Origin of the sequence: Mesorhizobium sp. M8A.F.Ca.ET.207.01.1.1, from assembly GCF_004794715.1 — a bacterium.
Lineage (GTDB): Bacteria > Pseudomonadota > Alphaproteobacteria > Rhizobiales > Rhizobiaceae > Mesorhizobium.
On sequence record NZ_SRUS01000004.1, the window covers coordinates 153854 to 167179 of the forward strand.

Genomic DNA, 13326 nt, shown 5'->3' on the forward strand with positions numbered 1-13326 from the left:
AAATTCGCGTCTGCCAGACTATGACAGAAGTTCCTTGAAGATACCGTTTCCTGCCAAAAGTGTCTCGTGTGTACCGTCTTCCACCAATTGACCCGAGTCAAAGACGATAACGCGATCGAACCCTGTGGCCATTGCCGGACTCGTCACGACCCACACAATTGCCGGCGAATGGCCGTCGCGTCTGGCTTCCTCGAGCACGTTTCGCAGCACCTTCTCCTGAATGCGCTGGTCGAGCGCCGACAGCGGCCGGTTGAGGATGAGAAAATCGGGACGCTTGAGCAAGGCGCGGGCAACATCGAGCTTCTGTCGCTGTCCACCGGTCAGCCGCCTGCCGCCGGCACCGACGTTGAAATCCAAGCCGACATTCAGAAGCTCGGCATAAAGCCCCAGCTCGTCAAGAATTTCATAGACGATGGAGCGTATGCGGTCCGGCGCGTCGGGATGGTTGTTGCCCAGACGCCCGAACAGGACATTGTCCATGACGGTGGCCGCGGCGATATATTTGGCGGGATCATACCGTTCGATCGCGTTTTGCAGCTCGGGCGGCAGGTTTTCATAGAACTGGTTGCGTGCGGCGACGATCTTGCTCATCAGCTCGTCGGTCAGCAGGCCGAAGCGGTGCCGGGGCTCGATATAGGCAAAGCTCAAAGTGATGATCATGGCGCGGTCGGCCTCCGAAACCGCCTCGTAGGACCGGTTCTTGAGCCGCTGCAGCAAGGTCTCGTAGGCGGGGATCTCCTCGGCGCTCATGAAGGCGAGCTGCTGAAAGAACTGGTGATCGGGCGGCAGGTCGGCAAACAGCTCGATCGCCTGTTCGGCGATCTCCATGCCCATTTCGTAGAGCGTGCGGTCGAGGCCGGCTTGCTTCAGCACGGAAGCAAAATAGGGATTGGCCGCCAGAGCCTTGTCGGCCAGTTCGGGGCCGGCGGCAGCGCCGAACAGCAGGTTCTGGCCGATCGTCGCTTCCGTGTTGTAAGCGCCTGGCTCGAAAGGAACCACCAGTTCGCGCAGCCCTTCCTGTTCGAGCCGGGTTCGCAGCGCTGCACGCAGTTCGACGATACGCCCGGCAAGCTTCGTGTGACGCGTTAGGTCGGCCGAAGAACGCAAGCCAAGATCCAGAATGTCGCGCGACAGAAGAACCGCGTCGAGCACCCGGCGCACCGCTTCGAAGAGGTCGTGCGGGCCGGTAGCACCGGCGGAAGCATAGTCGATCCAGTCGCTGTGGATATCGAGATCCGGATTGCCCGACCGGCGCGCCTCGTCGATGTTCCAGCGCTGCTGGTCCGCCGCGGCGCCGTCATAAGTCACCGATGTCAGCGGTGCATGCTTCAACCCGTAGAGCAGGTTATCGCGCAGACTTGCCTGGAACAGGAAAACATCCGACGAGGCGTAGGACATGCGCCGGCCGGTCACTGCTTCGGGGAGCTCAAGCAGGTCATCGGCGCCCGAAGCGACCTTTCCGCTTTCCGGCCAGTTCAGCCGCGCGAAGGCTTCTGCCAGCGCCTCCGCTCCACCTGTCGGGGTGCTGACCAGCGCCACCGTCTCGGCCGGCTTGACCTGCATGGAGATCCGGTTGAGGAGCATTGCACCGCCATCGTCCGCCATTGACAGACCGACCGCCGACAACGGGTTTGTCATCGGACCGGGATTGTCGATCGTCAGTGCTCCGATCGTCGGCGCAATGATATCCTCGACGGTGAACTGTTCGACGACCTGCTGGTATTTGACCTGGACATCCTGCCGATCCTGATCCCAGTCGATCAGTTCCTTCATCGGTCCAGGCAGGTCCTTGTAGGCGCCGATCACGGCCACGAGTTGGCCGACGTCCAGCCGGCCCGCAATGACCAGATAGCCGCCGATCATGTAGAACAGGAAGGGCGTGAGCTGCGCCAGAAAATTGTTGAGGAACTTTACCATGAATTTCCATTGGTAAAGATCGAAGCGGATCTTGAAGATGAGCCCGAGCCGGGCAGCTATGTCGGCGCGCTCGTAGTTCGACGTATCGTGGACGTGAACAGCGCCGATGCCGTCGACGATTTCGCCAACCCGGCCCGAAAGCGCGCGTGCCGTCAACTGCCGTTGGCGCCCGAGCACGAGCAGCCGCCGTCGCATGCGCGGGATGAGCACGATCTGGATCACCACGATCACGATGGCTATCGCTCCGAGCCAGACGTTCTGGACCATGATGAACAGCATGGCCGTCAGCGCCTGGCCGCCGAGCAGCACCGGCTGCAGGAAGGCATCGCCGATGAAGCCGCCCAGCGGCTCCACCTCGTCCTTCACCATGGTCGCCACTTCGGCGGATTTCACCCGCTTGAAGTAAATCGGCGGAAAACGCAGCACACGATCGACCAGATCGAAGCGGATACGGCGCAACATGCGTTCGCCGAGGCGGCCCTTGTAGGTGTTGATGTAGAGTTTGAACAGGCCGTTGATGACGACCAGCAAGAGGAACACAATGCTCAGGGCAAGCAGCGTCGCCTTGCGGCCGAGCTGAAAGCCGGAGAACAACAGGACCTCGCCAATGAACGGCAGGTTATAGTGCAGCCTCATGAAGGGCAGGGTCGCGCCCGGTTGCTCGAACCCCTTGCCCTGGATCGGGCCGTTGACGATCAGCTTCGGCAGGTCGAAGGACATGAAATACGGGATCATCGAAAGCAAGACGATCAACAATATCCAGATCTGCTGCTTCCTGGTGTGCTTCCAGATGTAGCGGGCTAGGCTGGGTTCCATATGCGATCGTGGAGCCTTCAGTTGGAAGGGTGCTGGATGTAAAAGCACCTGCTGGCGAATGGCGTATCGGCAATTTCTTCGTCGCCAATGACAAGCTCGAAGCTGCAGTGCACGGAGGCAGTGCTGCGCTCAGCAAGATTGCGTTGTGTCGCCCGAAATCCCAACATACAAGGCGAATATGATGGATGTCACGCAACCGCGCAATGCCGGCATGGACTGGCACGAGCAAGCCTTCGACCTCACCCGAGGAATTGCGGCCTATGTCGATCGCCCTCTCGTGGCAGGGCTGGCGCGCGTCATCGCCAAGCACCCGAAGGCCGATATCGCCAACGCCTTCAACCACAAGCAGGTCGCCTGCAAGATGTGGGCGCTCGACGGGCTGTTCGAAAGCTGCGGCGGCCGGTTCGGGCGCATATGGGTTCTGGGTGGATGGTACGGCGTGTTGCCGGCGATGCTTTTCAACGACGCCCGTTTCGACATTGCGGCGATCGACAGCATCGACATCGATCCTGAAGTCGGGCCGGTCGCCCGGACCCTCAACCGGGAAGCCGGCGACCGCTTCCGGGCGCTGACGGAGGATATGTACGCACTCGACTATGCGGCCGGGCGGCCCGACCTGGTGGTCAACACGAGCTGCGAACACATAGCTGATCTGGGTGCTTGGCTTGCCCTGCTTCCGCGAGGCACGAACGTACTGCTGCAATCCAACGATTATTTCAGCGAGCCGACGCATATCAACTGCGTGGCTTCACTGGCAGCCTTCGAAGCAATGGCGGCGCTACGGGAGGTGCGGTTCTCCGGTGAACTGCCGACGAAAAAGTATACGCGCTTCATGCTGATTGGAACTGTTTGACGCGCTTTGCGCGAATCCAACCCAGGCGCGGCCCGCGTCAGGATTTCGGCGACCAGGTTCGATACCGCTGACGCAGAATCTGCGCCGAGCGATGCGCGCCTTCCAGATCGAGACGGTGCGCGGCTGGCGTCGGCGCCCCAAACGCCTGTTCGATCGCTTGCGCCAGACCTTCAGGCGTCAGGTCCTTTTCGGTCAACACCGTTGCCAGACCGAGTTCTTCGAGCATCAGGGCGCGAACCGTCTGTTCGGTTTCCCCGCCGGCCGCAAATGGAACAAGCAGCGAGCGACAACCCGCGCGCAGCACATCGCAGACCGTGTTGTAACCCGCCTGCGAGACCGACAGGCGGGCGCCGGTCAGCAGGCTGGCGAAATCCTCTCGGAACCGGAAGATGGACAGGCCAGGCGTGGCATCGCGTGCGATCGTGTCAAACTCGGCTTTCGGCAGGTTTGGGCCGGTGATCAAACACCATTTCCAACCGTTTTTGGCGTTCCGCGCCGCTGCGATGGTGGAGTGAACAAGGCTCTTTCCGGCAGCCCCGCCGCCAACCGACACCAGAATGTCGAAGCGCTCGGAGGCCGCGGGCGATGGCGGCGCCGCGACGAGCCCTGTGTAGGTGACCTCAGCCCCGATCGCGCCGGCCAGTGGAAATGTCTTGTCGATGGTCGCGAAAGCCGGGTCGCCGTGGACCATGACCAGGTCGAAATGCCTGTTGATGAGATCGACTGTTTCCTCGTTTCGGCCCGGCTTGACGCGCTCCTGGAGGATATCACGGACGGACGTCGCCAGCAGCGGTCTGGGCGAAGTCGCGGCGATGGCCTCGATCAGCGGTAACAATTCGAAACGCATCTGCCGGCGTCCAAACGGAAACGCCTCGACAATGACGATATCAGGCCTGCAATCCCGGAATGCCCGCAGCAGCATCTCTGAACGCCGTTTCTTGAAAGCATCGTCGATGGGGATGCCCTGCAAGTCGACAAGCCCGGAAAATCCCTCATCACCGGAGGTGACAGGTGGCAGGGTTACGGACTTTACCCCCGGTCCCGGAAACCCGGAGACCGGCGCTCCGCCGGTCACGACGGTTACCTCAAACCCGTCATCGACCAGAGCCGCCGCGACGCGGCTGGTGCGTGCGAGATGGCCGATACCGAGCAGGTGCTGGACATAGAGGAACGCACGCAGCTGCTTCAACCGGCGGCCCGCCACTCGCGCTCGAACAGTTCCTTGAGCTGTCCAATGCTCGCCATATGATCGAAATTGCCGCGCACGCGCGCCTCCGCGGCGTCGCCGAGGCGAGCGCGCAGCACGGGATCACGGATCAGGCGCTCCAGCGCCTGTGCCAGGGCAATCGGGTTTTCTGTCGGAACCAGCAGCCCGGTTTCATCCGACGACAAGAGCTCCGGCACGCCGGAAATATCGGTGGACACGCAGGCAAGCCGCTGGCTGGCCGCCTCCACCAGAACATTAGGCAGACCGTCCCGGTCGCCATCCGCGGTGATCCTGCAGGCCAGGGCAAAGATGTCGGCGCGGCGGTAGTGCTCAAGCACCTCCTTCTGCGCCAGCGCACCTTTCCAGGAGATGCGACCATCCAGTCCGAGCCTTTTCGCCAGCGCCTTGAGCCGTTCCAGTTCCTCGCCGCCGCCGATATGCTCGAAACGCCAGTCCAGATCGCCAGGCAACAGGGCAAGGGCTCCCAGCAAGGTGTCGTAACCTTTCTTTGCGACGGCGCGCCCGACACTCAGAATGATGACCGGTCCGCCCTGGGCCGAGCCGTCATGTTGCTTTCGCGCCGCACTGAAACTGCCGAAGCGGTCAAGGTCGAGCCCATGATAGCTCAAATGCACGGACGAGTTGCCATTGGCGAGTTTTTTCAGGTGGTCGAAGCCGGTTTTCGTGCAAGTGACCGTCCAACGCGCCGAGGAAAGCTTGCCGGCCAGATCCCAGTCCGCCGAAGTCCAGATATCCTTGGCATGGGCCGAGCAGCTCCACGGCTGGCCACGAAGCTGGCTGGCATAGCGTGTCACCGATGCCGGCGTGTGCACGAAATGGGCATGCAACCAGCCGGCGTCTTGCGGCCATTCTGCCGCCAGCACGAGCGCTTGCCCGAAGCGGCGTGCGCGATTGCGCGTAAAGTCGCGGGGGATATCGGCGGCCAGCGATCCGAGCGCGCGCCAGAAACCCGGCCGCGGCAAACAAGCAAACAGCGAGCGAAGCACGCGCAGCGGCTCGTCGTGCAGATATTCCGGCAGGTAGTGGACGGGCGCTTTGATCTCGTCATGCACGGGGTGGCGTTTTGCGTCGGTGGGCCGCCTGAGCGCGACGAGTATCAAGTCGAACCCCGCGCGTTCGAGGCCGAGCAGTTCCTGCGCGATAAAAGTTTCCGACAGCCGTGGATAGCCCTTCAGAACCACGACGATCTTGCGATGTTGCAAGTCAGATGGTTCCTTCAACAACCGAAAGGTGATGGCCGGCCCGCCGGTCCAGCAGTTCCGCGACAATCTCGGAAATATGCGGCAGCCCTTCCAGCGTCAGATGCGGATTACTCTGTGAGGGGCGGGACCGGTCCGGCAGCGCCACCAGTGCATCGGCAAACCGCTGGGAGTCCTTGGCTTCCTCCGGCAAAAGCATCTCGATGAGGCCGAGTTCGGCTGCGCGCCGAGCGCGGATCAGCTGTTCCTGGCGGGGCTCTATGCGCGGCACGATGAGCGCCGGCTTATCGAAAGACAGTATCTCGCAATAGGTGTTGTAACCACCCATCGCCACTACCGCCTTGGCGCCGGCAATCAGGTCTTCCATGCGATTGTCGAACTCGATGATCTTGATGTAGGGGATCTTGGACCCCTTCCTGAGCAGCTTGTTGCGCTTGCGCGCCGGCATGTAAGGCCCGAGCACGATCAGCGCCCTGTGCTGCAACTGCGGATCCTGATGATAGGCATCGATGACGTCGTGTATCAATTCGGCACCGTCGCCGCCGCCACCGGTGGTAACGAGGATATAGTCGCCCTCGGGCCGGTGGCCAGGCAACTCGTTCCGCTGCAGGCTCCGTTGCAGGAAGCCGACGAACCTCATCTTTGCCCTGACAGCCGGCGGCACATCCAAGCCGGTCAACGGATCGTAGAAATCCGGCGGGCCATAGGCCCAGACCTTGTCGTAGAACAGGCCTATCTTGCGCATCACATCCCTGCGCGCCCACTCTGCCTCGAGCAGGTGCGGCGCATCCATCACCTCGCGCAGGCCAAGCACCAGCGTGGTGCCCCGCGTCTTGAGGTAGGACAGCGTATCCTCAATCTCACCGCGCAGGCCGAGCGGTTCCTTGTCGACGATGAAGATATCCGGCCGGAAGGTCTCGGCCGTATGGCGGATGATCGACTGGCGCATCCTGAGCGTCTCATGCAGATCGATATCCTTTTCCAGCGAGGTGTATTCGCCGTTGCGCAACTTGATGACGCTGGGGATCTTCACGAAGTCGACACGGGCCCGGTAGTCGAAGGCGCCAGCGATGGTCGCACCCGAAATGATAAGCACCTGAAGTCCGCGGAAATCCTCGACCAGCGAATGCGCGATAGTCCGGCAGCGCTGCAAGTGGCCGAGCCCGAACGTGTCGTGGCTGTACATGAGAATTCGAGCGTTTTCTGCGTGCTGGGTCATTGTTGAACGTCTCTTAGAATTCTCGCCTTGAGGACCGTGAGCGGCGCGCCGGCTTCGAAAGCATCCTGGTTCTGAAAAATGAGGCCGCCATTTTCGATCTGTATTGCTTCCGTGGTGTGCCTGTCAGGCAGGCTTTCCGATTGCCTGAGTCCGAAACTTGTTGGATTGACGAATATCGCCTCGGCGGGAGCGGGCCGAGACGCCCTGTTGGTGTCTGGATCGAAGGGGAACGTGGTATCCAAAAGATCGGCAGAAATCATCCCTCTTGATTCCAAAAAGTTCCGGTGTCTCCGAACTCCATTGATTTCGGAGCGGTGAAGGCGAATTATCCTGCCCATATAGCCAATTGATCGGTCGCCGGAAGTCGCACGGCCCATTTTGTTGTAGAACTCATTTCGCGCGCCATTGCTCTCGGTCTTGGGGACCAAAGGTGCTGCCCATCAATCTCTTGACGGGCGGTCTGATTGTCATTCATCGACCAGAACTGAGCCATTTGTCGCCTAGGCTAGCTGGAATTTCAGCAAGAATCGAGTGGATGCCGTCGCTCACAACGCAGCGCCCGCGGGAGGGCGTGTGCAAGACCAGGTGCTTGTGGATCGCCATGGCCTCCAATTCTCTCTTGGGCTGGCAGTTCGATGACCCGGCGCTGGCTGCCCTCGAGGACCGGGTCCGTGATCCGCGCGTCTATGCGAACTTGGGCGCGAGGTGGGCGGCTGGCGTTGCGCCATAAACAAAAAATGCAGCTGGATCAACGGCTTGGATGTTCTGGAAACAATCGGCTGGGCATCATTCCAGTTTCGCGGTCCGCCTATGCCTGCCACTTTTAGTCTGTCGCGGAACCATACGGAGGGGCACGGAAAGATTTCCGATTTTGGCTCACGAAAACCTCAGTAGAATCAACATTCCGGATACATATACCGGCCCCAAGGCTGCCGGCTTTTTTGCGCCAAGCACCGTCACGGCGGTCCGATCAGGCCGTCTCGCGCACGAAATGGGTGGGCGAAACGGCATTCATGGGTAGACGGACCGGAACAAAATCAACGCCGCGTACCGCGCTGGGAATCTCATCCGACATCGGTTCGCGTCCAACCGGTCGTCGCGCCGGATCGGCGACGGGAACCGCCGAAAGCAGTTTGCGCGTATAAGGGTGTTGAGGATTGCCGAAGACCGATCGGCGGTCGCCGATCTCGACGATCTCGCCCAGGTACATGACGGCAACGCGATGCGCGATGCGCTCGACCACGGCCATGTCATGGCTGATGAACAGGATGGCGATGCCCATCTCGCGCTGCAGGTCCATCAACAGGTTGATGACCTGAGCCTGGATCGTGACGTCGAGCGAGGCGACCGCTTCATCGGCGATGAGGAGGCGGGGATCGAGCGCCAAAGCCCTGGCGATGCAGATGCGCTGCCGTTGACCGCCCGAGAAGGCATGAGGGTAGCGTTCGAGATGTTCCGGCGGCAGATGCACTTTTGCCAGCAGGGCCGCCGCCCGATTCCGCAGCTCACCGCCGCGCGCTATGCGGTGGACGCGCATCGGGTCGGTCAGGGCCTGCCCGATCGTCATTCGCGGATTGAGCGAGGAGAACGGGTCCTGGAAGACCATCTGCACCTCGCGCCGGAAGCCCGCAAGGGTTGCCCGCCCCGCGCCGATCATCTGCTTGCCGTCGTAGCGAATGGCGCCGGACAAGGGCTTGTCCAACTGCATGATGCTGCGCGCCACGGTCGACTTGCCGCAGCCCGATTCCCCCACCAACGCCAGGGTCTCACCCGGGAAAATATCGAAGGAAACGCCCTCCACCGCATGGACCCGGCCGGCTATGCCGCCGAAGATACCGCCCCGCAGGTCGAAACGCGTAACAAGCTCGCGGACCTCGACCAGCGGCTTTCTGTCCGTTGCGAGCGGTGCGACGCTCATGCCGAAACCTCCGGCTGCGAGACTTCGGCATTGTATATGACGAGCGGGAATTTCTCGGGCCCATCCTTGTCGGCCATGCTGCCCAGCCTTGGCACCGCCGAGATCAGCGCGCGCGTATAGCGGTGTCGGGGATCCACGAGAATCTGGTTCACCGAGCCCGATTCGACGATCTCGCCCTTCAGCATGACACAGACGCGATCGGCGATTTCCGCGACCACACCCATGTCATGGGTGATGAAAAGAACAGACATGCCGATCTCGCGCTGCAGTGCGCGGACAAGATCCAAAATCTGCGCCTGGATGGTGACATCGAGCGCGGTGGTCGGCTCATCGAGGATCATCAAGGAGGGGCGGCACGCCAGTGCAATGGCGATCATGACGCGCTGGCGCATGCCGCCGGACAACTGGTGCGGATATTGGTCGAGCCTGAGGGCGGCGTCGGGCACGCGCACGAGCTTGAGCACGTTCAGCGCGATGTCGCGCGCCTCGCGCGGCGACTTGCCCTGGTGTCTCGTGACCACCTCCGCAATCTGGTCGCCGACGGTGAACACCGGATTGAGGCTCGACATCGGGTCCTGGAACACGATCGAGAACTCAAAGCCGCGGAGCCCCTCCATGCGCTTTTCGGAAAGCCTTGTCAGATCGGCTACGTCGCCGTCCTTGAGCCTCATCAGGATGCGGCCGCCCGTGATCCTGGCGCCATCATATTCGGTCAGGCGCATTACGGTCATGGCGGTGACCGATTTGCCCGAACCTGACTCGCCCACCAATGCCACCGTCTCGCCACGCTTGATCTGGAACGATACGCCCTGAACAGCCGGCACCACCTTTGTCCCCCTTGCCCCGAAGCAGACTTCAAGGTCCTCGACCGAGAGGATCACATCGTCGGGAAGGCTCGCTGTGGCGGCGGACTTGACGGTCAAAAGGCACTCCAGGCGCAATGGTCGCGACACTCGGTATCGAACGCAGCGAGCATGTGGGCTGTCAATAGGGCCCATCACCCGGTCGCCTGGAAGCCATGCCTTGGAATGGCCCGGAATGCCTCGCCAGACGGCATCGGCCCTGCGATTGTCAGGCTTCCCGGCACTCCACCCGAAGTTATGCAATCTCTGCATCGCTCTATCGGATTTCGCATTAACTCGCCAATGGACCCTCGATCCGCTCAGCGCATGGTCAGTGTCGGATCAACCAGGGTGCGTCCGCGCGCCTGCTCGGCGGTTCGCGAGAGATATTTCCACAGCGCTTCGCCGTCCCGGCTGCGCGAGCCCACACGGCGGAAAATCCTGATCTCGATCTCCAGGGACAGCTGTTGTCCGCCAATCTGGATGAGTTCGCCCTGGGCGATCGATTTGTGAACGCAGATCTGCGGCAGCCAGACCACGCCTTGCCCGGCGATCGCCATCTGCTTCAGGCCTTCGGCAAGCGAGGACTGGTAGACGATGCTGAGATTGAGAGGACGCCGCCAGCGCGACTGGATGAGCGAGATCAGCTTGCCGAGATAGCCGTCGCTCCAGGAATAGGCGAGGTAGGGAATCCTGGTGCCTTCCGGCACATCGACATCGAAGAGCGGCGCTCCCGTCTGGTCGACACCAGACACCAGAACGAGGCGATCCCTGCCGATTTGAAGCGATTCGAAGGGTCCGCCCTCGAGGACCGGCGGACCGTCAGGGTGATCGTAGGTGATGGCGAAGTCGCATTTGCCGGACGACAGGTGCTCAACGCATTCCAGGAAGTCGCCCGTGTGCATGCTGCTGCGGACCGGCGCATTTGGCATTTCGGGATGGCTGATCCACTTGGGAAAAAAATAGATAGCCAGCGTATGAAGCGCGGCGAAAGTGAGAAGCCGTGAGCTGGCGCCGGCGGCGTTGCGGCAGTCCGTGCGCAGGCGGTACATGTCGCGAAGCATTTCCTGGCAGCGCGGAACGAAAATGGCGCCCGCGCTGGTGAGGTGCACCGGATATGTGCTGCGGTCGATAAGTTCGGCGCCGACCCAAGCCTCCAGCGCCTTGATGCGCCGGCTGAAGGCCGGCTGCGAGATATTTCGGGACGCCGCGGCGGTCGAGAAATTCCGCGTCGCTGCGATCTCGAGGAAGTCTTCAAACCACGCCAGCTCCACAGTCGACCTCATGCATTATTCGCATAACCGATCCTATCTACGCATTGGACAGTGGCGCAAGCCTGCTCCTAGCTTTCGCACGCAACGATAAAAAGACCTCGAGTCAATTGTGGGAACATATTCATGAAAATGAAACGTGCCTTGGCATTAGCCTTCTGCATGGGCATAGGCGCTTTTGCGTCGTCCGCCGTTGCAGAAACCAAGAATCCCGGAACGTTTGTGTTTCTTTGGACTGACGATGTTCAGTCGTTCGATCCGGCCTACATTGCAAACACGCCGAGCTCCTACGGCGTGCTCAACGTCTACAGCCGCCTGTTGAACTACAACGGCTCCCAGATTTCCGAATTCGTGCCTTCATTGTCGTCGCAAGTGCCGAGCCTCGAAAACGGCCTGATCAAGCAGAACGCGGACGGTTCGGTCAGCTACACCTTCCCGATCCGGAAGGGCGTCCACGCCCACAAGGTCGGCGTCAAGGGCGACGACGGCAAGATCACCTGGCAGTACTATGACGGGCTGACTGACGAGCAGAAGGCCAAGATCGAGCCCGGCTATGGCGAGATCACGGCCGAAGACGTGCGTTACTCGCTGCTGCGCGCCATCCTGATGGGCCAGTCATGGATGTCCAACGCCATCACCGAGGTGGTGACGGCGAGCAAATACACCGACGTCGCCAAATGGGTCGAAGCCGAAGGCAAGGTATCGGACATCAAGGATGCCAGCCCCGAAGCGCTACGCAAGGTCTATGACGAACTCGCGTCGCAGATCACCGTCGAGGGTGACAATGTCACGCTGAAGCTGCCAAAATCCTTCCCCGCCACGCTTGGCGTTCTGGCGCTGCCGTTCGGTGCTTCGATCGTCGACAAGGAATGGGTCGGCTCGGTCGGCGGGTGGGATGGCAACGGGGACAACTGGAAGAAGTACTACCGTCCCGAACTCGGCGACGATCCGCTGTTCGCCCAGGAGAACGGGACCGGTCCGTTCATGCTCGACGAATGGGATCGCACCGATCGCCGCATCACGCTGAAGCGTTTCGACAATTACTTCATGGGCAAGGCCTCGCTCGAGCGCGTGGTCATGCGCACGGTTCCGGAATGGACCACGCGTCGGCTGCAGTTGCTGTCCGGCGATGCCGACTTCGTGACGACGCCCGTCGAGTTCCTGGACGAGCTCGCCAAGACGGATGGTGTCAAGGTCATCGACGGCCTGCCCAAGGTGTTCAGCCGTGGCCTCTATTTCGCGTGGCCGCTGGATGATGCCGACAACCCCGCCATCGGCAGCGGCAAGCTGGACGGCAACGGCATCCCGCCGGACTTCTTCTCCGACATCGATGTCCGCCAGGGCTTCAACTACGCCCAAAATTACGATGCGCTGATAAAGCAGGCCCTGCTCGGCAAGACCGTGCAGGCGCGCGGCCCGACCGTGCGCGGCATCATGGGCTACCGCGCCGACTCGCCGATCTACAGTTACGATCCGAAAAAGGCCGCGGAGCACTTCAAGAAGGCCTTCGGCGGCAAGCTGTGGGATACCGGCTTCACCTTCACGGCCTATGTGCAGGAAGGAACGCCGCAAGGCACGGCGGCACTTTCCGCGCTCCAGCAGGGACTGCAGCGGATCAATCCGAAGTTCAAGATGAAGATCCAGTCGCTGCCCTGGGCCTCGATCTCGGACAAGCTCAACAACCGTGAAAAGCCTGCCTCGCCGCTCACCTACATGGGCTGGGGACCGGACTATTCCGACCCGGGTGGTCCGCTGGGTGCCGCGACCTACTATCTGTCCCCGACCGGTCTTGTCGGCGGCATGCTCGGCCAGGGCTACCGCGACCTGATGGCGGAGAAGTTCAAGCCGCTTCTCGACCAGGCCTGGGCCTCGAGCGATCCCGCCGTGCGCGAGCCGATCTATGCCAAGCTGCAGGACATGTCCTACGACTATGCCACCACGCAGTTCCTCTGGGAGGACTTCGGGTACATCGTCACCCGCAGCAACATCGACGGCTACGTGCACAACATGATCCTCTACGGCGCCTGGGATTTCTATCCCGTCACCAAGAAGGCCGATTAAAG

The 13326-nt window shown here is 61.4% G+C and carries 10 protein-coding genes; 2 read left to right on the plus strand and 8 right to left on the minus strand.

Features of this window, described 5'->3' with window-relative positions; all coding sequences use genetic code 11:
• Positions 1-18 precede the first annotated feature (18 nt).
• Positions 19-2733 carry an ABC transporter ATP-binding protein gene (locus tag EN850_RS13020; RefSeq protein ID WP_135920808.1) on the minus strand — a complete coding sequence of 905 codons (2715 nt, stop codon included), beginning with the start codon at positions 2731-2733 and terminating at the stop codon, positions 19-21.
• A 181-nt stretch (positions 2734-2914) separates the two neighbouring features.
• Between EN850_RS13020 and EN850_RS13025 the strand changes: the two genes are divergently transcribed.
• Positions 2915-3586, plus strand: coding sequence for a class I SAM-dependent methyltransferase (locus EN850_RS13025; RefSeq protein WP_135867326.1), 672 nt, complete (start codon positions 2915-2917; stop codon positions 3584-3586).
• Between the two features lie 37 nt (positions 3587-3623).
• Here EN850_RS13025 and EN850_RS13030 read toward each other — a convergent pair whose 3' ends face one another.
• The 7 genes from EN850_RS13030 to EN850_RS13060 form a co-directional block, all read right to left on the minus strand.
• Positions 3624-4775 (minus strand): glycosyltransferase family protein, encoded by a 1152-nt coding sequence (locus EN850_RS13030; protein WP_136091432.1) that lies wholly within the window; start codon positions 4773-4775, stop codon positions 3624-3626.
• Positions 4772-6016: a glycosyltransferase family 4 protein gene (locus EN850_RS13035; RefSeq protein ID WP_135920795.1), complete on the minus strand. Its 1245-nt coding sequence runs from the start codon at positions 6014-6016 to the stop codon at positions 4772-4774. The genes EN850_RS13030 and EN850_RS13035 overlap by 4 nt, the downstream gene beginning before the upstream one ends.
• Before the next feature lies 1 nt (position 6017).
• A complete protein-coding gene (locus tag EN850_RS13040) occupies positions 6018-7232 on the minus strand; it encodes a glycosyltransferase family protein (protein ID WP_127870132.1) in 1215 nt (404 codons plus the stop codon).
• Positions 7229-7492, minus strand: coding sequence for a hypothetical protein (locus tag EN850_RS36830; RefSeq protein ID WP_135882439.1), 264 nt, complete (start codon positions 7490-7492; stop codon positions 7229-7231). The genes EN850_RS13040 and EN850_RS36830 overlap by 4 nt, the downstream gene beginning before the upstream one ends.
• A 710-nt stretch (positions 7493-8202) precedes the next feature.
• Entirely contained in the window at positions 8203-9150 is a 948-nt protein-coding gene (locus EN850_RS13050; protein ID WP_136091433.1) for an ATP-binding cassette domain-containing protein, read from the minus strand.
• Positions 9147-10073 carry an ABC transporter ATP-binding protein gene (locus EN850_RS13055; protein WP_246689192.1) on the minus strand — a complete coding sequence of 309 codons (927 nt, stop codon included), beginning with the start codon at positions 10071-10073 and terminating at the stop codon, positions 9147-9149. The genes EN850_RS13050 and EN850_RS13055 overlap by 4 nt, the downstream gene beginning before the upstream one ends.
• A 239-nt stretch (positions 10074-10312) precedes the next feature.
• The gene (locus EN850_RS13060; protein WP_245464375.1) at positions 10313-11278 is read right to left on the minus strand and encodes a LysR substrate-binding domain-containing protein; all 966 of its coding nucleotides are present in this window, start codon (positions 11276-11278) and stop codon (positions 10313-10315) included.
• Positions 11279-11485: 207 nt separating this feature from the next.
• On the opposite strand from EN850_RS13060, the gene EN850_RS13065 reads away from it, so the two are divergent.
• Positions 11486-13324, plus strand: a complete 1839-nt coding sequence (locus EN850_RS13065) for an ABC transporter substrate-binding protein (protein WP_246689193.1) — start codon at positions 11486-11488, stop codon at positions 13322-13324.
• The last annotated feature ends 2 nt before the right edge of the window (positions 13325-13326 follow it).

Bases quoted from the DNA above. Each gene is read 5' to 3' on its own strand.
- EN850_RS13020 (WP_135920808.1), bottom strand. From the start codon at position 2,733: ATGGAACCCAGCCTAGCCCGCTACATCTGGAAGCACACCAGGAAGCAG.
- EN850_RS13025 (WP_135867326.1), top strand. From the start codon at position 2,915: ATGGATGTCACGCAACCGCGCAATGCCGGCATGGACTGGCACGAGCAA.
- EN850_RS13040 (WP_127870132.1), bottom strand. From the start codon at position 7,232: ATGACCCAGCACGCAGAAAACGCTCGAATTCTCATGTACAGCCACGAC.
- EN850_RS36830 (WP_135882439.1), bottom strand. From the start codon at position 7,492: ATGATTTCTGCCGATCTTTTGGATACCACGTTCCCCTTCGATCCAGAC.
- EN850_RS13050 (WP_136091433.1), bottom strand. From the start codon at position 9,150: ATGAGCGTCGCACCGCTCGCAACGGACAGAAAGCCGCTGGTCGAGGTC.
- EN850_RS13060 (WP_245464375.1), bottom strand. From the start codon at position 11,278: ATGAGGTCGACTGTGGAGCTGGCGTGGTTTGAAGACTTCCTCGAGATC.